Genomic DNA, 19,052 nt, shown 5'->3' with positions numbered 1-19,052 from the left:
CCTTCCCCCTTAGCTTTTTGGTTTTAGCATAGAGATAACATAATCTTTGGCACTTTCCACTTTTCCTTGGTTAATTGCAGAAGCAGGATCCACATGTTTTGGACAAACTTCTGAGCAATAGCCAACGAAAGTACAACTCCAAACCCCGTTTTTACCATTTAACAATGACATACGTTTTGCTTTACCATGGTCACGGTTATCAAGATTATAACGATGAGCCATTGTAATAGCTGCAGGGCCTAAGAATTCAGGATTTAAACCAAATTGAGGGCAAGCGGCATAGCATAAACCACAGTTGATACACATTGAGAATTGACGATATTTCTCAAGTTGTGCAGGCGTTTGTTTAGTACGGCTAACTTGCAATTCTTTTGATGGGTGTGGTTTACCATCTAATGCTGGTGCTTCGTTACCAATAATATAAGGTTTAATTGCCTCTAAACTTTCGATAAAGTGGCTTAAATCAACCACCAAGTCGCGTTCAATTGGGAAGTTTGCTAACGGCTCAATACGCATATGGCCGCTGTAATCACGTAAGAACGTTTTACAAGCCAATTTCGGTTTGTTATTTACCATCATCCCACAGGAACCGCAGATCGCCATACGGCAAGACCAACGATAAGAAAGAGATGGTTCAAGTTTATCTTTAATGTAACCCAACGCATCTAAAAGAGAAGTTTGGTTATCATAAGGTACTTGATAAGAGCTTAAATGTGGCTCTTGATCATTTTCTGGGTTGTAGCGTAATACTTCTACAGTCATTACCGGTGAATTAGCCATTTGCTTGCTCCTTAGCTTTCGCAGCTGCTTCTTGAGCTTCTGCTTCCGCACCGTAAACACGTTTTGCAGGTTGAGATTTAGTAATTTTCACCGGACTGTATTCAATACGCGGTGCATCATTGCCATTGTAGTAAGCAAGGGTGTGTTTTAAATAATTCACATCATCACGTTCAGTGTAGTCTAGGCGTTGATGGGCACCACGAGATTCTTTACGTTCAATCGCTGAATTTGCAATAGATTGTGCAACATCTAGGATGTACCCCAACTCAACTGTGTAAAGTACATCTGTATTGAACACGCTTGAGTTATCTGCTACGCGAATACGTTTGTAACGTTCTTTTAATTCTGCAATTTTATCTACTGCTTTTTGCATGCTTGCTTGGTCACGGTAAATACCACAACCTTCTTCCATTACAGAACCCATTTCATCACGAATCTCAGACCAAGATTCATTACCTTCTTGTTTATGAAGGGCTTCTAAACGAGCAACAACATCTTTTGCTTGAGCATCAACCGCACTTTGATTTACAAATTGAGCCTCAACTGCACGTTGTGCCGCATATTCCCCTGCAACACGACCTAACACAACAAGTTCAGCTAAAGAGTTAGAGCCTAAGCGGTTTGCACCATGTAAACCTGAAGATGCACACTCACCTACAGCAAATAAACCTTTGATACGAGTTTCGCTATTGAAATCGACTTCAATACCGCCCATGGTATAGTGAACAACTGGGCGAACAGGAATTGGTTCATTAACTGGATTAACACCTTCATAAGCACTTGCTAACTCACAAATGAATGGCAGACGCTCATGTAAATATTTTTCACCAAGATGACGTAAATCTAAATGCACAACATCTACGCCTTTCGCAGTTTTTAAGGTATTACCTTTTTTCCATTCTTGCCAGAATGCTTGAGAAACTTTATCGCGAGGACCAAGTTCCATATATTTATTTTGAGGTTTGCCAATTGGTGTTTCTGGTCCTAGGCCGTAATCTTGAAGATAGCGATAGCCATCTTTATTCACTAAGATACCACCTTCACCACGACACCCTTCAGTCATTAAGATGCCGGTATTCGGTAAGCCTGTTGGGTGATATTGAACAAACTCCATATCACGAAGAGGTACACCATGACGATACGCCATGGATAAGCCGTCACCCGTTACAATACCGCCGTTGGTATTAAATTTAAATGCACGACAACCACCACCAGTTGCAATAACAACCGCATTTGCATTAATTTGAACAAGCGAACCTTCCATCATGTTCATCGCAACCATACCACGAGCATGGCCATCATCAACAAGAATATCTAATACGAAGTGTTCATCAAAACGTTGGATTTGTGGATATTGAATAGAAGTTTGGAAAAGCGTGTGTAATAAGTGGAAACCTGTTTTATCAGCAGCGAACCAAGTACGCTCAATTTTCATTCCACCAAAACGACGTACGTTTACATCGCCATCTGCTTTACGGCTCCAAGGGCATCCCCAACGTTCTAATTGGGTCATTTCCACTGGTGAATGTTGTACGAAATATTCCACAACATCCTGTTCGCAAAGCCAGTCACCACCCGCAACAGTATCTTGGAAGTGTTTATCGTAAGAATCTTCTTCTTTGATAACTGCCGCTGCGCCACCTTCTGCTGCCACAGTATGGCTACGCATTGGGTACACTTTTGAAACTAATGCAATTTTTAAGTTAGGATTTGCTTCTGCTGCTGCAATCGCTGCACGTAAACCGCCACCACCTGCACCAACAATCGCAATATCGACATTAACTGTTTGCACGATATCCTCCAATAAATGTAGAAAGTAAAAAATAGAAATCACCCTAAAAGGGTAATCTAGTGAGTCCATTCTGCCATTTTTTGTTACAAATTAATAACGTTTTTTATGTAGGGAAAGAGGAAAAGGATGATTTTGTGATCTACCTCAAAAAAGCTTAGATTGAGTTGAGAAGAGCTCTCGTTTACAATGATACAAATTTAAAAATGGAAATAAAAATGACCGCACTTACTCATTGGCAACCTTCTGCCGATATAAAAAATCTTCTTAAACGTGCAAAAATTATTGCTGAGATTCGTCAATTTTTTACAGAACGAGGCTTACTTGAAGTTGAGACGCCTGTTCTAAGTGAATTTGGCGTCACTGATTTACACCTTTCCACATTTAGCACAGAATTTCTCGCGCCTTTCGGTGAACAATCCAAAACACTTTGGCTTTCTACAAGCCCTGAATATCACATGAAACGCTTGCTTGCTGCAGGCAGTGGACCAATATTCCAAATCACCAAAGTGTTCCGTAATGAAGAAGCCGGTAATCGCCACAATCCAGAATTTACCATGTTGGAATGGTATCGACCGCACTTTAGTATGCATCGTTTAATTAATGAAGTGGATGATTTACTCCAACAAATTTTAGATTGCCCACCTGCAGAAAGTTTAAGCTATCAGTTTGTTTTCCAAGAATATGTAGGCTTAGATCCCTTATCAGCAGAACGTTCAGAATTAATCGAAGCGGCGCGTAAACATAACTTTGTGGCTGAAGATGATGAAGAGCGCGATACTTTATTACAGTTCTTATTTAGTGAAATCGTTGAACCTCAAATAGGAAAAGATCGACCTGTGGCGGTTTATCATTTCCCTTCAACGCAAGCAGCTCTGGCACAAGTGAGCCCAGAAGATCAGCGAGTTGCAGAACGCTTTGAGTTCTATTACAAAGGGTTAGAACTGGCAAATGGTTTCCATGAATTGACAGATGCTCGAGAACAAAGACATCGTTTTGAATTAGATAATCAGCAAAGAAAAAAACATGGGTTACCAATTCGAGATATTGACGAACGTTTTCTGGCTGCATTAGAAGCTGGCTTACCAAACTCTTCTGGTGTTGCGATGGGAGTCGATCGCCTAATTATGGTTGCGTTAGGTTGTGAGAAAATTAATGAAGTGATTTCTTTTGCTGTGGATAATGCCTAGACGAAAAGTGCGGTGAGAAATTTACCGCACTTTTGATTTTTAGTGACTGATCCATAATGGCAATCGTATAGTAACAGCAAGTCCGCCTAGTGGGCTTTTTTCCGCCCAGACCTTTCCTTGATGCTCCTGAATAACATTAGACACAATCGCCAATCCTAGTCCTGTGCCGCCAGTCGTTCTAGTTCGCGTCTCATCTACTCTATAAAATGGTTTGAAGATTTTTTCAAATTCATCTGGATGGACTCCAGATCCGTTGTCATCTATACGGATCCTGAGAAATTCTTCTTCTTGGATAAAAATATGAAGTTCGATCTTATCCTTGGTGTATTTAAGTGCATTTGTCACGATATTTTCAACCGCACTTTCTAGTAATCTAAAATTGCCGTTAAGTTGTAATTCATTTTTGGGTAAACGAATATTTGTGAGAAACGTTATACCACGTTGCTCAGCCTCAAATTTTGCATCATTGATAATATCAGTCCAAAGCGTATTAGCATAAAATATATCACGTTCCATTTGACTATTCATTTTCTGGCGTGAAAGTAGAAGTAGCTCACTAATCATTTTATCCATTCGCCCTATTTCTCTTTCAATGTGTTTTACGCTCTCTGTTTCACCACATTCATGACGAACAAGCGCTGTAGCCAACTGTAAACGAGTGAGTGGCGTTTTTAATTCATGTGAAATCGATGAAAGTAGTGTTTGTTGATTAGAGATTAAATGATCAATAGAAGATGCCATTCGATTAAAACTTTGACCGACTTGGCGTAGCTCTAATGGACCATTAGCCACTAAGCTCTTATCAATTTTGAAATTGCCTAATGCCACTGAATTCGCCGCTTCTTGCAAGCGAGAAATAGGCTTAGTCAGCATTCTTGTGAACCACCAAAGCAATGGGCTGGTGATTAAAAGAATAAGCAAAATCAATATAATAGGTCTATCAAAAATGTAATTAAACATTTCTCGTTGTGGATTAACGTAAGATATAAAGTACAAGGCATAAGAATTTGCCTCATTTTCCAAATACACTTGAAATGGACCTGAAATCTGAACTTCATTGAAGTTTTTACGTTTGGGTTCTGAAAAATCACTTGATACATCCGCAAATCTTCGGATATAAGGCACTTCCTCTGGTAGTTCCCCTAGAATATCTTTAGTTTGTAAATTAATAAGAATGGGTCTGGAGGGTTGAAATTTATCTGTATGTAAAACGGGAATTTCCGCAATAAGCCCTTTTAATTGACCGTTGCGGATAATATCGATAATTTTTTTTTGATAGGTAACAACATCGGCTTCTTTTAAAGGCGAATAGACTCTGAGATCGAGAGTAGGCACAGCGATCACAAGACTCATCATGGCAAAAAAAGCAAACCAGAATATAGCAAATGTTCTGATCGCAAGTTGATTTAAACTGAAAAGACTGCGCAATTTCATAAAACTAGGTCACTAAAAGATATCCTTTTCCACGTAAGGTTTTAAACCAAGGCAGTTTACTTTTTCGTTCTGGTAATTTGCGTCTCAAATTAGAGATGTGCATATCAAGAGAGCGGTCAAATGGAGTGAGTGGTTTTTCCATTACTTCTAAACTTAATTCTTCTCGACTTACCATATTTCCCTTAGATTTAAGCAATAAACAAAGAATCTTAAACTCATAATCAGTTAAATTTAGATTTTCTTCATTATAGGTTGCAATTCCGTGAGAAAAGTTGAGAGTAATTCCGTCAAAAGAAAGGATTTCTACATTTGCGGTATTATTTGAAGGAGATACACTACGACGTAGAATTGCCTTAATTCTTGCAATAAGCTCACGATCGTTAAAAGGCTTGGGTAAATAATCATCCGCTCCCAATTCTAAGCCTAATACGCGATCAATGTCTTCGCCTCTTGCTGTCAGCATCATCACTGGCACGTTAGAGACTTTACGAATTTCTTTTAGTGTTTCGATACCATTTAACTTTGGCATCATTACATCAAGCAAAACCAACTCGTGGCTTTCATCAAGTTTTTGTAATGCCTCTAATCCATTATTTGCTGTTTGAACGTCAAACCCTTCTAGTGTTAAAAGGGATGAAAGTAATTCCGTTAGTTCAACATCGTCATCAACGAGCAAGAGTTTTGACATTGGAGATTCCTTTTACCAATTATTCTTATTGTAGTGCGGTGAAAATAAAGAGATTATTTCCAGAATTTCCACCAGCTTGATTTTGGTTTCTCACCTGTTTCAATAATGGTGTTATTTTCGCCTTGTTGTGAAACTTCTGGCAAAGGTTTATCAAGATTGGTTTCTGTCACAATCCCACGTTGATCAAATTTTACTGTGAAAGTGTGTTGAACAGGTGTTTCATAAGCACGTTGTTGTAAGAACACGTAGTACCAAGTGTAGTTATTATAAGGGTCGATTAATACTGGCGTACCCAACAAATATTGTACTTGTTGAGCAGTCATGCCTTCTTTAACTTGAGCAACGGTAGTCGCCTCTAAATAGTTGCCTTGCGGTACATCAATTCGATATACAACTTTTTCAACAGTGGAACAAGAAGCGACGCTTAATGCTAAAAATGTTGCGCTTAAAAGTGTTTTAACTTGCATTTTCTTTACCTTAATTTGTGCAAAAGTTCTGTCAAATAATATCCAAAATCGGGTGTATTTCCAAATCAATTCTCTGATTTTAAAGCCTTTTGTAATTGATCTTTTAAATTTGGCGGTAAACCTTTGATGGTTAGGGTATCTGTCATAGGATCCCATTGAATACGTGTATTCAATAATTCCGCATCAAAACTTAGGGTAACGCCCTTTCCTGACCCAGAGAATTTTGTTAGCGATTTCAATGTTGAACGTATTGGTGGAATACTCTCTTCCAAACCATAATTCTGTTCTTCCGTAAAGGCGACAAAAGGCTGTTCGTTTAGAGTGGGTAATGAATCAGAAAGTTCCCTTAATTCAATATTGTTACCGTTTGAAAGCTGACCTTTACAATATTCAAACACTTGTTTTTTTACTGCTTGAGTTTGCTCTTTGTTGAGTTCGCCTTGATCGCAGTAATCACTCACCGCTTGCAATAAACATTGATTTTGAACCTGTGGATTTAATCCTTCTTCAGCACCTAAAAAATCCATGAAAAAATCACTAATTTTGCGACCTACACGACCTTTTATAAAGGTTAAATAACGATTAGAGTTCGCATTTACTTGCAAATCCGTCAAATTTATCCGTGCCGCAATATCAAACTGAGTTATATCCAAATATTCTGTACGGTGAATATCTAAATGCTCATCGACTAACATACTATGACGACTATCAAGCAATGCAATAAACAAATAATCTGTCGCCAAAAAATTATATTGGCATAAAATCAAAGTACCACTTTCGGCAAAGTTATATTTACCTAGCTCATCTGCAAGCAATTTTGTTGAATATTGACTAAATCCTAAAAAATCAATTTCTTGCTCTAATAAACGATTTAAATGTTGTGCAAAGATAGACTTTTCCTGAAACACGCCAAAAGCCTTAGCTTTATTTTGATAGCCTTGATGAAGTTGCAACATCATTTGTTCTACTTCTGGAGTAATTGACAGCAACTCGTCGCGTAATACGCTTTCCATTTTTACGCTGTCGCCATCCACATTTTTGACTAACTGATGCAAAACAATTTGATTAACGGTAATACTCATTTTTGTCACCTTTGAAAAATTTGCCGCAAATTATAACCGCACTTTTTAAGCAAGAAAAAAGAAATTATTTAGGTTCTACCAAATAATCGGGTATCATAAGCCAAATTTTTTGTTTTATTTTTAACATTATGGCTCAACATTCTAAATATTCTGATGCTCAATTAAGTGCGATTGTAAACGATATGATCGCAGTGCTAGAAAAGCATAAAGCCCCTGTAGATCTTTCGTTAATCGCTCTGGGTAATATGGCGAGTAATTTATTAACCACTAGCGTGCCGCAAACTCAACGTGAGGCATTGGCTCAAGCGTTTTCGAACTCCTTAATTAATGCGGTAAAAACACGTTAATATGAAATGGATTAAAAAAGGCACCTTCAGCGGCAAACAATACCGCGATGACGTTTCACGAAAAATTTCGTGGGGTCATTGGTTTGCCTTTTTTAATATTATTGTTGCTATTCTTATTGGCACTCGTTATGCCTTTATCATTGACTGGCCAGATACTCTCGCAGGAAAACTTTATTTCTTTGTGAGTTTGCTCGGGCATTTCAGTTTCAACGTTTTTGCGTTGTACTTACTCGTTGTCTTTCCAATGAGTTTTATTGTTAAAAATCACCGCACTTTTCGCGGATTAACCGTGATTTTTTCCACGATTTGTACAACCTTATTGTTATTTGATACCGCCGTTTTCAATCGTTTTAATCTGCATTTATCCTCTGTGGTATGGAATTTGCTGGTCAATCCAGAAAATGGCGAAATGTCCCGCGATTGGCAAATTTTCTTTGCACCAATGCCTATAATTTTACTGGCACAAATGTTATTTTCTCGCTGGAGTTGGGAAAAATTACGTAGTCTTGAACGCCAAAAATGGCTAAAAGGTACTGGCATATTCTTAACCGCAACGTTCATTGCGACGCATTTAATTTATGCTTGGGCAGATGCTTATTTGTATCGTCCTATCACCATGCAACGCTCCAATTTCCCTCTTTCTTATCCAATGACAGCCCGTTCTTTTTTAGAAAAACACGGTTTCATTGATGGCGAGCAGCACGCACAAACATTAAAACAAGAGGGGCGTTTAGATGCCTTAAAAATTGATTATCCTAAAAAAATGCTCGCTTTTGCACCAATTGACAATAAACCAAACATTTTGATGATCACTGTTTCTGGATTGCGTTACGATGCCATTTCTCAAGGCAAAATGCCCAAGTTAGCTGAATTTGCAACGAGTGCAACAGAATTTACGAATCATTACAGTACTGGGAATAGTAATAATGCAGGGTTAGTAGGATTATTTTATGGCTTAAATGCAAATTACACCGATAGCATTTTAAGCAATCATACCCAATCAGCTTTAATCGAAAAATTACGTGCTGAAAATTATCAATTGGGTTTATTTTCTGCTACGAATTTCAAAGATAGCGTCTTCCGCCAAGCATTATTTCGTGAAATAAAACTTTCATCGAATAAAACCAACAAACCAAATAATGAAAGTTCGGTAAAAAATCTCAATGATTTTATTAAAGCACAAAAAACAGACTCACCTTGGTTTGCTTATTTGGATTTAGTCTTGGAGGCTAAAACTCCATCAGACTATGACCGCACTTTGCAGGATATTGATTCTCTTTTAGCAAAAGCGTTAGAAAGTACACCACTTGAAAATGCATTAGTCATCATCACATCGGAGCATGGTTTAACCTTTAATGAAATGAATGAAAAAGAGCGAGAAAACTACTTTGGGCGCGATGAGGTTCAAGTGCCATTGCTTGTATATTGGAAAGATTTACCAGTAGGCAAACAAAATGGATTAAGTAACCATGCTGATATTTTCTCTGCATTAATGCAAACAGTATTCCGTGTAGAAAACCCGTTGATGGATTATAGTCAAGGACGTAATCTCTTTGAGCTTAAGGGGGATGACTGGGTGCTTGCCTCTAATTTCCACTGGAATGTGGTAATTCAACCTGATGGAACACAATATCACATTGATCGCAAAGGTAATTACAAAAAATTTGATAAAGATTATATCGAGCAATCTTCAGACAGACCGCCACTTGGAATCTTCTTAGAAGCCTTCCAATTACAAAATTTCTTCTTTGAAAAATAATCTATAAGGGCATAAAAAGAATAGATTTTTTGCCCTTAAGCCTTTATACTCACGACTCAGTTTAAGACTGAAAAATGTTATTAATGAAAATCCGTGAGTTTTTCATAACATTATCATAATGCTTCTCGCCGTACTTACAGCACCTTTCAATTAATATACATTCTCGTCTTTTTATCCTTTCTTTTTTACGGAGTTTGTATGAAAAGCCACGTTCGTAGTTTTAAAACCTATATTCGCGATGAAATTATCAAAAAAGGCGGATGGGTAAATGCCCATGCACATGCTGACCGCGCTTTTACGATGACGCCAGAGAAAATTGGGATTTATCATAGTAGTAATTTGCAACAAAAATGGGATTTAGTGGATGAAGTAAAACGCACTTCCAGTGTTGATGATTATTACGCACGTTTTTGCCAATCTATTGAATTAATGATATCCCAAGGTGTAACCGCATTTGGTACTTTTGTCGATATAGACCCAATTTGTGAAGATCGTGCAATTATTGCCGCACATAAAGCCCGCGAAGTGTATAAACATGACATTATTTTGAAATTTGCCAATCAAACTTTAAAAGGGGTAATCGAACCCACTGCGCGTAAATGGTTTGATATTGGTGCAGAAATGGTAGATATGATTGGTGGCTTACCATATCGTGATGAATTGGATTATGGACGCGGCCTAGAGGCTATGGATATCTTGTTAGATAAGGCCAAATCTCTTGGAATTATGTGTCATGTACATGTAGACCAATTCAATAACCCTAGTGAAAAAGAAACTGAGCAACTTTGCGACAAAACCATTGAACACGGAATGGAGGGGCGAGTTGTGGGTATCCACGGTATTTCCATTGGCTCACATTCAAAAGAATATCGCTACAAACTTTACGAAAAAATGCGTAAAGCCAAAATGATGATGATCGCCTGTCCTATGGCATGGATTGATAGTAATCGCAAAGAAGATCTTATGCCATTCCACAATGCATTAACGCCTGCAGATGAAATGATTCCAGAAGGTATCACTGTTGCCCTAGGCACGGATAATATTTGTGATTACATGGTTCCTCTATGTGAAGGTGATTTATGGCAAGAATTAAGCCTATTGGCTGCAGGATGCCGTTTCCCACACTTAGACGAAATGGTCAATATCGCAAGTATTAACGGTCGTAAAGTGTTAGGACTAGAGCCAATTTAGCTTTTTATTCCTCACAATCAAAAGTGCGGTCAAAATGGGCAACATTTAAAAGTTGATTCAAAAATCTAGCTTTTAAATGTTGCCCATTTTCGTTGTGCTTTTGTGTTTTTTAACTTGCCAAAAAGCAAAAAATAAATAAAATGAACGCTCATTCATTTTGAGCAATTATTGCTCCTTATTTTACTCAAGGATCTTATGCGACAAGCTAAAACAGACTTAGCTGAACAGATTTTTTCAGCGACAGATCGTTTAATGGCAAAAGAAGGGTTGAATCAACTTTCTATGCACAAACTTGCGAAAGAAGCAAATGTAGCAGCAGGAACGATTTACCTTTATTTCAAAAACAAAGATGAGTTGCTTGAACAATTTGCACACAGAGTGTTTTCAATGTTTATGGCAACACTTGAAAAAGATTTTGATGAAACTAAGCCTTTTTTCGAACAGTATCGACAAATGTGGAAAAACATTTGGTATTTCTTACAGGAAAATCCCACTATCTTATCCAATTTAAAGCAATATGAATCTTTGCCTAATTTCAAGGATATTTGTAAAAACGTTAAAAATTGCCGTTGGGATTTATTTTGTCATCAAGCACAAAAAGCTGGCTTATTAGCTGAATTATCTGAAGATATTCTCTTTTTATTAAGTTTGAAAACAGCGATAAATTTAGCCTCTGATACAAAATTTATCGATTTCGATCTTAAGCCTGAAATTTTAGAATCTGTGATTGAACGCTCTTGGCGTGCGATTCAGAAATAATTGTTGTTATTTTTATAACGGAGCTTTAAAACATGAGTCAAACTCAACATCAAAGACCAAAACGCTCACATATTTTCTTTATGAAAATAATTTTAGTGGTATTTGTCTTAATTTTTGCCAGTGTCATCGGTTTTAATATGATAAAAGGCGTAATGATAAGCCGAGCAATTGCAGGAATGCCAGAACCTTCAAGCCCAGTGACTGCACTTGAAGTTCAACCTCGTGAATGGACGCCAGTTATTAACACAACAGGTCTTGTGCGTCCAAATCAAGGCGCAATGCTCAGTACACAAAATGCAGGTACGATTTCTCAAGTACTTGTGCAAAATGGCCAACAAGTGAAAAAAGGCGATTTACTCATTGAACTCGACAGTTCAGTAGAACATGCTAGCCTTCAAGCCGCACAGGCACAACTCCCAGCTCTTCGCCAAACTTATCAACGTTATGCGAATTTATTGAAAAGCAATGCCGTTTCACGACAAGAAATGGATAACGCAAAAGCGGCTTATGACGCTCAACTAGCCAATATCGAATCTTTAAAAGCAGCAATTGAACGCCGTAAAATCGTTGCGCCATTTGATGGCAAAGCAGGTATTGTGAAAGTAAACGTTGGTCAATATGTAAATGTTGGAACAGAAATTGTTCGTGTAGAAGATACTAGCTCAATGAAAGTGGATTTTGCCCTTTCACAAAATGATTTAGATAAATTGCATATCGGTCAACGCGTCACAGCGACAACAGATGCTCGCTTGGGCGAAACATTTTCAGCTCGAATCACCGCGATTGAACCCGCCATTAATTCCTCAACTGGTTTAGTTGATGTTCAGGCTACATTTGATCCTGAAGATGGACGTAAATTGCTTTCAGGCATGTTCTCTCGTTTACGCATTGCTCTTCCAACTGAAACAAATCAAGTTGTCGTTCCACAAGTAGCTATTAGCTACAACATGTATGGTGAAATTGCTTATTTACTCACACCATTATCTGATGAAGATAAAGAGAAAATGGCTGAGAATAAAAAATTAGATCGTTTATATCGAGCAAAACAAATCACTGTATTCACTAAAGATCGCCAAGGCATTTATTCTCAATTACAAGGTAATGAAGTAAAACCTGGAGATAAAATTATCACTGGTGGTCAGCAAGGTATCGGCAATGGCAGTCTTGTAGAATGGATTGAAAAAGACATTGTAGGTGCAACAGAGCCAGTAAATAAAACTAACCTTTAATTAACTAGGAAATACGAATGAAATTTACCGATATATTTATTCGTCGTCCTGTTTTAGCGATTTCAATTAGCTTGCTTATTATTATTTTAGGTTTGCAAGCTATTTCGAAATTGGCAGTGCGTGAATACCCTAAAATGACCACCACGGTAATTACGGTAACAACCGCCTACCCTGGCGCTGATGCAAATCTAATTCAAGCATTTGTTACCTCTATATTAGAAGAATCTATCGCTCAAGCAGATAACATTGACTATATGTCATCCAGCAGTGCGCCAAATTCATCGACTATTACAGTCAAAATGAAACTGAATACCGATCCTGCTGGAGCACTAGCTGATGTATTGGCAAAAGTAAATGCTGTGCGTTCTGAATTACCAAGTGGAATTGAAGCACCAAGCGTCGCCTCTTCCTCTGGTGGGACGGGGATTATGTATATAAGTTTCCGATCCAACAAACTCGACTCAAGTCAAGTAACTGACTACATTAATCGTGTAGTCAAACCTCAATTCTTTACGATTGAAGGCGTGGCTGGAGTACAAGTATTTGGTGCAGCAGAATATGCATTACGTATTTGGCTAGATCCTCAAAAAATGGCGTCACAAAATCTTTCTGCGCCAACAGTGATGTCTGCCCTTTCTGCAAATAATGTACAAACTGCGGCTGGTAATGACAACGGCTACTATGTCACTTACCGCAACAAAGTTGAAACAACGACCAAATCTGTTGAGCAATTAGGTAACTTAATTGTTGCTTCTCGTGGTGATAATTTAGTACGCCTGCGCGATATTGCGACCATTGAATTGAACAAAGAAAGCGATAATTCTCGCGCAACTGCAAATGGTGCAGATTCTGTCGTATTAGGCATTAATCCAACTTCATCAGCTAATCCATTAACCGTTGCAGAAAAAATCCGACCGCTCTTTGAAAATATTAAAAAGCAACTACCGGATAGTATGGAAACTGACATTCTTTATGACAGTACTATTGCGATTAATAGTTCAATCCATGAAGTAATTAAAACTATTGTGGAAGCAACTGTTATTGTATTAGTGGTTATTTTGATGTTTATCGGATCGCTTCGCGCAATTTTAATTCCAGTTCTCACCATTCCGATTTCGTTGATCGGTGTTTTAATGATGCTACAAAGTTTAGATTTTTCTATTAACTTAATGACACTATTAGCACTTATTCTCGCTATCGGTTTAGTCGTTGATGATGCGATTGTTGTGTTAGAAAACGTAGATCGCCATATTAAAGAAGGGGAAACTCCATTCCGCGCAGCAATTATTGGTACTCGTGAAATTGCCGTGCCTGTAATTTCAATGACTATCGCATTGATCGCGGTTTACTCACCAATGGCTTTAATGGGAGGGATTACTGGCACATTGTTTAAAGAGTTTGCTTTAACCCTTGCTGGTGCGGTATTTATTTCTGGTGTTGTGGCATTAACGTTATCGCCAATGATGAGTAGTAAATTACTCAAATCCAACGCTAAACCAACATGGATGGAAGAACGCGTAGAACATACCTTAGGTAAAGTAAATCGTATTTACGAATACATGCTTGATCTCGTTATGCTCAATCGTAAATCAATGCTGGCTTTTGCTGTGGTGATTTTCTCAACGCTCCCATTTTTGTTTAATTCACTTTCTAATGAATTAACACCAAATGAGGATAAAGGTGCATTTATTGCGATTGGTAATGCGCCATCTAGCGTAAATGTGGATTATATTCAAAATGCAATGCAACCATACATGAAAAATGTAATGGAAACACCGGAAGTCTCTTTTGGTATGAGTATTGCAGGCGCACCAAATTCTAATGGTTCGTTAAATATCATCACATTGAAAGACTGGAAAGAACGCTCACGCAAGCAATCTGCCGTAATGAATGAAATCAACGCAAAAGCGAAATCAATTCCAGAAGTCTCCGTATCTGCATTTAACTTTCCTGAAATTGATACAGGGGAACAAGGCCCTCCAATCGCTATTGTGTTAAAAACGGCTCAAGATTATAAATCTTTGGCAAATACCGCTGAGAAATTCCTAAGTGCGATGAAAGCCTCTGGCAAATTTATTTATACAAATTTAGATTTGACCTATGACACGGCGCAAATGACAATCTCAGTCGATAAAGAGAAAGCAGGTACTTACGGTATTACGATGCAACAAATTAGTAATACTTTAGGGAGTTTCTTATCTGGAGCAACAATTACGCGAGTCGATGTCGATGGACGTGCCTATAAGGTTATTTCACAAGTCAAACGTGACGACCGTTTATCGCCTGAAGCATTCAAAAACTATTACTTAACAGCAAGTAATGGACAATCTGTGCCATTAAGCAGTTTAATCACGATGAAGCTAGAAACACAGCCAACTTCATTATCACGCTTTAGCCAATTAAATGCAGCACAGATTAGCGCAGTACCAATGCCAGGTTCATCAACGGGCGATGCTGTTGCATGGTTACAACAATATGCGACTGACAATTTACCGCAAGGCTATACGTTTGACTTTAAATCTGAAGCACGTCAATTAGTACAAGAAGGTAACGCATTAGCTGTCACTTTTGCATTAGCGGTTATCATCATATTCTTGGTACTTGCCATTCAGTTTGAATCTATACGGGATCCAATGGTAATTATGATTTCCGTACCATTAGCCGTAAGTGGTGCATTAGTGAGCTTAAATATTTTATCCTTCTTTGGTATCGCGGGAACAACATTAAATATCTACTCTCAAGTTGGGTTGATTACTCTCGTAGGATTAATCACCAAACACGGGATCCTAATGTGTGAAGTGGCAAAAGAAGAACAGCTCCACCACGGCAAAACACGTATCGAAGCCATTACTCACGCGGCAAAAGTGCGTTTACGCCCAATCCTAATGACAACGGCGGCAATGGTAGCCGGCTTAATTCCATTACTCTATGCAACTGGTGCTGGAGCGGTATCTCGCTTTAGTATGGGGATAGTGATTGTAGCGGGATTATCCATTGGTACTATTTTCACCTTGTTCGTATTGCCTGTAGTATATAGCTATGTCGCAACCGAACATAAACCATTACCAGTTTTTGATGAAAATAAAACAACCCACTAATTAAAACATAGAAAAAACAAACCGCACTTAGGTCACCCAAAGTGCGGTTTATTTTTTTAGATTATTTTTAACCTAAGATTTTATCTAACTCTTGGCTAACTTCTTCTACTTTTTGTGTACCATCTAAACGGAAATATTGAGTATTCCCCGCTTTCGCTTCTGCTTGGTAATAATCAATTAATGGGCTGGTTTGTTTATGATATACGGCTAAACGATCTAACACAGTTTCTGGTTTATCATCTGCACGAATAATTAAATCTTCACCAGTTACATCATCCTTACCTTCCACTTTTGGTGGATTATAAACGATGTGGTAAGAACGGCCAGATGCTTGGTGTACACGACGGCCACTCATACGTTCAACAATCACTTCGTCTGGCACATCGAATTCTAAAACAAAGTCAATTTTAACGCCTGAATCTTTCAATGCATCCGCTTGTGGAATAGTACGAGGGAAACCATCTAATAAGAAACCATTTGCGCAGTCAGGTTGAGCAATACGATCTTTTACAAGCGCAACGGTTAATTCATCTGGTACTAATTTACCTTCATCCATTAATGCTTTGGCTTGTTTGCCAAGTTCAGTCCCCGCTTTGATTGCAGCACGGAACATATCGCCAGTTGAAATTTGTGGGATACCAAATTTGTTCATAATAAATTGTGCTTGAGTGCCTTTACCTGCGCCCGGTGCACCTAAAAGAATAATTTTCATAAAAATCTCCATTAATAAAAAACGTGGTTAAGATACTGATAAAGCATAGTGCGGTCAAATTTTTTATAATTTTTACCGCACTTTTATAGTGAATTGGCCGTATTATTTTCTTGATTCCAAGGCGCTACCCAAAATAAACAAAGCATGCCTGGAATCGCTAAAAATAAACAAAACCAAAAATACTGATAATACCCCACTGCTCCCACAACATAACCAGAAAGCATACCTAAAACTTTACTTGGCAAAGCTGAAAGGCTTGTAAAAAGTGCAAGCTGTGTTGCGGTATAAAGAGGATTACTCTCACGCGCCATAAAAGCCACGAAAGCAGCAGTGCCAAGTCCAACGCCGATATATTCTGCGGCAATCACAACACCCAGTTTCCATAACTCGGCTGATGTAATAACATCAAAATGACCGAAAGCAGCCAACCAAATAAACCCACCAATTGTTACCATCTGTACAAGCCCAAATAGCCACAATGCACGGTTAATACCTAGTTTTAGCATTATCACACCACCAGCAAGCCCAGATAAAATGCTTGACCAAAGTGCGGTACTTTTTACAACAATGGCTATATCCTCTTTGCTAAACCCCATATCATAAATAAATTTAGTTTGTAGCGTTGTGGCAAAAGAATCCCCGAACTTATACAAAAACAAAAACAGTAAAAAACCGATAGCCTGAATAACACCCTTACGCTGGAAAAATTCTTGTAATGGAATCCAAAATGCTTGATAGAATGGCTGATTAGATTGTTGCACGTTGATTTTGGGCTCTTTGGCTAAAAATAGTGTCATGAAGATACCCGCTAACATACAAAGCGCGGTCCATAAAAATACAGTTTCCCAAGGATAAATCTCCGCCAAATATAACGATAATCCACCAGGAATTAATCCCGCAATTCGATAAGCATTAATATGAATAGTGTTTCCTAAACCTAATTCATGATCACTCAAAATTTCACGACGATACGCATCCAACACGATATCTTGTGTGGCTGAAAAAAAAGCGATAAGCAACGCAATATTTGCTACCATGCTCAGTTGTGTGAGTGGATCAAAAAGGCTAATTATGTAAAGTAAGATCAATAATGCCACTTGTGAAAGCAACATCCAGCTACGACGACGCCCTAAAAAACTCGGGAAATAACGATCCAATAATGGTGCCCACAAAAATTTCAATCCATAAGGCAACATCACACCCGTTACCGCACCAATAAGCTCAATTGAAAGATGTTTATCTGTCAGCCAAACAGGCAACATTTGCAATAACACAAATAATGGCAAACCAGAATTAAAACCTGTGAATACGCAAATCAACATTTTGCGCGTAAAAATTTGGGAAGAAAGGGAATTTGACATAAAGTGCGGTTAATTTTGGTTGTATTTTAGAAACTTCGCCTTTCAATTAAAGGATAAGTGTAAAAATTAGGGGGATTTTTTATCACATCCCCCAATGTTTAGCGTTCTTCTTCCTAAAAAAGAAAAACAAATATTAGAGAATATTAATCTCGATACCCTTTTGGATTATTTTTCTGCCAGTTCCACGTATCTTGCATCATTTTTTCAAGACCACGTTCTGCCACCCAACCAAGCTCTTTTGCAGCTAAACTTGGATCAGAATAGCATGTCGCAATATCACCAGGACGGCGTTCTACAAGTTTATATGCAATGGTAATGTCGTTGGCTTTTTCAAAGGCTTTTACCATGTCTAATACAGAATAACCATGGCCTGTACCGAGGTTATAAATATGTAAACCAGCATCATTTTCATGACGTTGAAGCGCTTTTAAATGCCCCACAGCTAAATCCACTACATGAATATAATCACGCACACCTGTTCCATCATGAGTGTCGTAATCACTACCAAATACAGAAAGTTGTGCTAATTTACCGATAGCAACTTGGCTAATATAAGGTAATAAATTATTTGGAATACCATTTGGGTCTTCACCGATTAAGCCACTTTCATGTGCCCCAACTGGATTAAAATAACGCAAGATAGTCATACTAAATTTTGGTTCCGCTTTTGCTGTATCGCGTAAAATCTGCTCAACCATATATTTAGAGGTACCATAAGGGTTGGTTGTACCGCCGACTTCACAATCTTCTGTAATTGGAATAATTTTTGGATCACCATAAACCGTTGCAGATGAGCTAAATACAAAGTTCCAAACACCCGCTTTTTTCATTTCTTGAATTAATACAAGGGTGCCAGCGACATTGTTCATGTAATATTCTGTCGGCTTTTGAACACTTTCCCCTACGGCCTTCAACCCAGCAAAGTGAATAACGGAGTTAATCTCATTTTCTGCAAAGATTTTTTGTAACAAAGTACGATCTAAAATATCACCCTCATAAAATTTTGCTTCTTTGCCTGTAATTTGTTTTACGCGCTCAAGGGATTTTGGCGATGAATTGCAAAGATTATCTAATACCACCAGCTCTTTGCCAGCATTTAATAATTCTACAACTGTGTGAGAACCGATATAACCGGCGCCACCTGTCACTAAAATGGCCATAATGAT

General features: G+C 38.2%; 16 protein-coding genes. 7 read left to right on the top strand and 9 right to left on the bottom strand.

Translation table 11 applies throughout. The features are described from left to right. Positions 1-9: 9 nt before the first annotated feature. Entirely contained in the window at positions 10-780 is a 771-nt protein-coding gene (locus DV415_RS05390; RefSeq protein WP_118789908.1) for a succinate dehydrogenase/fumarate reductase iron-sulfur subunit, read from the bottom strand. Next, complete coding sequence (gene frdA / locus DV415_RS05385; protein ID WP_118781986.1) at positions 773-2,572, bottom strand: fumarate reductase (quinol) flavoprotein subunit; 1,800 nt, start codon at positions 2,570-2,572, stop codon at positions 773-775. The genes DV415_RS05390 and frdA overlap by 8 nt, the downstream gene beginning before the upstream one ends. A gap of 215 nt (positions 2,573-2,787) precedes the next feature. On the opposite strand from frdA, the gene epmA reads away from it, so the two are divergent. Continuing rightward, positions 2,788-3,759, top strand: a complete 972-nt coding sequence (gene epmA, locus DV415_RS05380) for an elongation factor P--(R)-beta-lysine ligase (protein ID WP_118794440.1) — start codon at positions 2,788-2,790, stop codon at positions 3,757-3,759. Between the two features lie 39 nt (positions 3,760-3,798). Here the strand turns inward: epmA and cpxA are convergent, their stop codons facing one another. From cpxA to yejK, 4 genes are all read right to left on the bottom strand, one after another. Beyond that, complete coding sequence (gene cpxA / locus DV415_RS05375; RefSeq protein ID WP_118794439.1) at positions 3,799-5,193, bottom strand: envelope stress sensor histidine kinase CpxA; 1,395 nt, start codon at positions 5,191-5,193, stop codon at positions 3,799-3,801. A gap of 4 nt (positions 5,194-5,197) precedes the next feature. Beyond that, positions 5,198-5,881 carry a response regulator gene (locus DV415_RS05370; protein ID WP_118794438.1) on the bottom strand — a complete coding sequence of 228 codons (684 nt, stop codon included), beginning with the start codon at positions 5,879-5,881 and terminating at the stop codon, positions 5,198-5,200. A gap of 53 nt (positions 5,882-5,934) precedes the next feature. Further along, on the bottom strand, positions 5,935-6,348 hold the full coding sequence (gene bamE / locus DV415_RS05365) for an outer membrane protein assembly factor BamE (RefSeq protein WP_118781982.1): 414 nt from the start codon (positions 6,346-6,348) through the stop codon (positions 5,935-5,937). A gap of 65 nt (positions 6,349-6,413) precedes the next feature. Continuing rightward, complete coding sequence (yejK, locus tag DV415_RS05360; RefSeq protein ID WP_118794437.1) at positions 6,414-7,430, bottom strand: nucleoid-associated protein YejK; 1,017 nt, start codon at positions 7,428-7,430, stop codon at positions 6,414-6,416. A gap of 128 nt (positions 7,431-7,558) precedes the next feature. On the opposite strand from yejK, the gene DV415_RS05355 reads away from it, so the two are divergent. The 6 genes from DV415_RS05355 to acrB all read left to right on the top strand — a co-directional run bounded on the left by DV415_RS05355 (position 7,559) and on the right by acrB (position 15,813). After that, positions 7,559-7,777 carry a YejL family protein gene (locus tag DV415_RS05355; RefSeq protein ID WP_005625990.1) on the top strand — a complete coding sequence of 73 codons (219 nt, stop codon included), beginning with the start codon at positions 7,559-7,561 and terminating at the stop codon, positions 7,775-7,777. A 1-nt stretch (position 7,778) separates the two neighbouring features. Then, a complete protein-coding gene (locus DV415_RS05350; protein ID WP_118794436.1) occupies positions 7,779-9,536 on the top strand; it encodes a DUF3413 domain-containing protein in 1,758 nt (585 codons plus the stop codon). Positions 9,537-9,734: 198 nt separating this feature from the next. Continuing rightward, complete coding sequence (locus DV415_RS05345; RefSeq protein WP_005631292.1) at positions 9,735-10,727, top strand: amidohydrolase family protein; 993 nt, start codon at positions 9,735-9,737, stop codon at positions 10,725-10,727. A 195-nt stretch (positions 10,728-10,922) separates the two neighbouring features. Beyond that, the gene (gene acrR, locus DV415_RS05340; protein WP_118794435.1) at positions 10,923-11,486 is read left to right on the top strand and encodes an efflux transporter AcrAB transcriptional repressor AcrR; all 564 of its coding nucleotides are present in this window, start codon (positions 10,923-10,925) and stop codon (positions 11,484-11,486) included. 32 nt (positions 11,487-11,518) lie between these two features. Next, complete coding sequence (gene acrA, locus DV415_RS05335) at positions 11,519-12,715, top strand: multidrug efflux RND transporter periplasmic adaptor subunit AcrA (protein ID WP_192878788.1); 1,197 nt, start codon at positions 11,519-11,521, stop codon at positions 12,713-12,715. 17 nt (positions 12,716-12,732) lie between these two features. Continuing rightward, positions 12,733-15,813 (top strand): multidrug efflux RND transporter permease subunit AcrB, encoded by a 3,081-nt coding sequence (gene acrB / locus DV415_RS05330; protein WP_118794434.1) that lies wholly within the window; start codon positions 12,733-12,735, stop codon positions 15,811-15,813. 67 nt (positions 15,814-15,880) lie between these two features. Here acrB and adk read toward each other — a convergent pair whose 3' ends face one another. From adk to galE, 3 genes are all read right to left on the bottom strand, one after another. Continuing rightward, positions 15,881-16,525 (bottom strand): adenylate kinase, encoded by a 645-nt coding sequence (adk, locus tag DV415_RS05325; protein WP_005631284.1) that lies wholly within the window; start codon positions 16,523-16,525, stop codon positions 15,881-15,883. Between the two features lie 83 nt (positions 16,526-16,608). Beyond that, the gene (locus tag DV415_RS05320) at positions 16,609-17,886 is read right to left on the bottom strand and encodes an MFS transporter (protein ID WP_118794433.1); all 1,278 of its coding nucleotides are present in this window, start codon (positions 17,884-17,886) and stop codon (positions 16,609-16,611) included. A 143-nt stretch (positions 17,887-18,029) separates the two neighbouring features. Further along, complete coding sequence (gene galE / locus DV415_RS05315; RefSeq protein WP_118794432.1) at positions 18,030-19,046, bottom strand: UDP-glucose 4-epimerase GalE; 1,017 nt, start codon at positions 19,044-19,046, stop codon at positions 18,030-18,032. Positions 19,047-19,052: the final 6 nt, after the last annotated feature.

This window comes from Haemophilus haemolyticus, from assembly GCF_003490595.1.
GTDB classification, from domain to species: domain Bacteria; phylum Pseudomonadota; class Gammaproteobacteria; order Enterobacterales; family Pasteurellaceae; genus Haemophilus; species Haemophilus haemolyticus_L.
The sequence above is the reverse complement of the archived record's forward strand: the minus strand, read 5'-3'. Positions and strand labels throughout refer to the sequence as shown.

Excerpts from the sequence above, each read along its gene's own strand:
- acrA (WP_192878788.1), top strand. The coding sequence starts at position 11,519 with ATGAGTCAAACTCAACATCAAAGACCAAAACGCTCACATATTTTCTTT.
- DV415_RS05390 (WP_118789908.1), bottom strand. The coding sequence starts at position 780 with ATGGCTAATTCACCGGTAATGACTGTAGAAGTATTACGCTACAACCCA.
- acrB (WP_118794434.1), top strand. The coding sequence starts at position 12,733 with ATGAAATTTACCGATATATTTATTCGTCGTCCTGTTTTAGCGATTTCA.
- galE (WP_118794432.1), bottom strand. The coding sequence starts at position 19,046 with ATGGCCATTTTAGTGACAGGTGGCGCCGGTTATATCGGTTCTCACACA.
- yejK (WP_118794437.1), bottom strand. The coding sequence starts at position 7,430 with ATGAGTATTACCGTTAATCAAATTGTTTTGCATCAGTTAGTCAAAAAT.
- DV415_RS05320 (WP_118794433.1), bottom strand. The coding sequence starts at position 17,886 with ATGTCAAATTCCCTTTCTTCCCAAATTTTTACGCGCAAAATGTTGATT.
- DV415_RS05350 (WP_118794436.1), top strand. The coding sequence starts at position 7,779 with ATGAAATGGATTAAAAAAGGCACCTTCAGCGGCAAACAATACCGCGAT.
- DV415_RS05355 (WP_005625990.1), top strand. The coding sequence starts at position 7,559 with ATGGCTCAACATTCTAAATATTCTGATGCTCAATTAAGTGCGATTGTA.
- acrR (WP_118794435.1), top strand. The coding sequence starts at position 10,923 with ATGCGACAAGCTAAAACAGACTTAGCTGAACAGATTTTTTCAGCGACA.
- adk (WP_005631284.1), bottom strand. The coding sequence starts at position 16,525 with ATGAAAATTATTCTTTTAGGTGCACCGGGCGCAGGTAAAGGCACTCAA.
- DV415_RS05370 (WP_118794438.1), bottom strand. The coding sequence starts at position 5,881 with ATGTCAAAACTCTTGCTCGTTGATGACGATGTTGAACTAACGGAATTA.
- DV415_RS05345 (WP_005631292.1), top strand. The coding sequence starts at position 9,735 with ATGAAAAGCCACGTTCGTAGTTTTAAAACCTATATTCGCGATGAAATT.
- bamE (WP_118781982.1), bottom strand. The coding sequence starts at position 6,348 with ATGCAAGTTAAAACACTTTTAAGCGCAACATTTTTAGCATTAAGCGTC.
- epmA (WP_118794440.1), top strand. The coding sequence starts at position 2,788 with ATGACCGCACTTACTCATTGGCAACCTTCTGCCGATATAAAAAATCTT.
- cpxA (WP_118794439.1), bottom strand. The coding sequence starts at position 5,193 with ATGAAATTGCGCAGTCTTTTCAGTTTAAATCAACTTGCGATCAGAACA.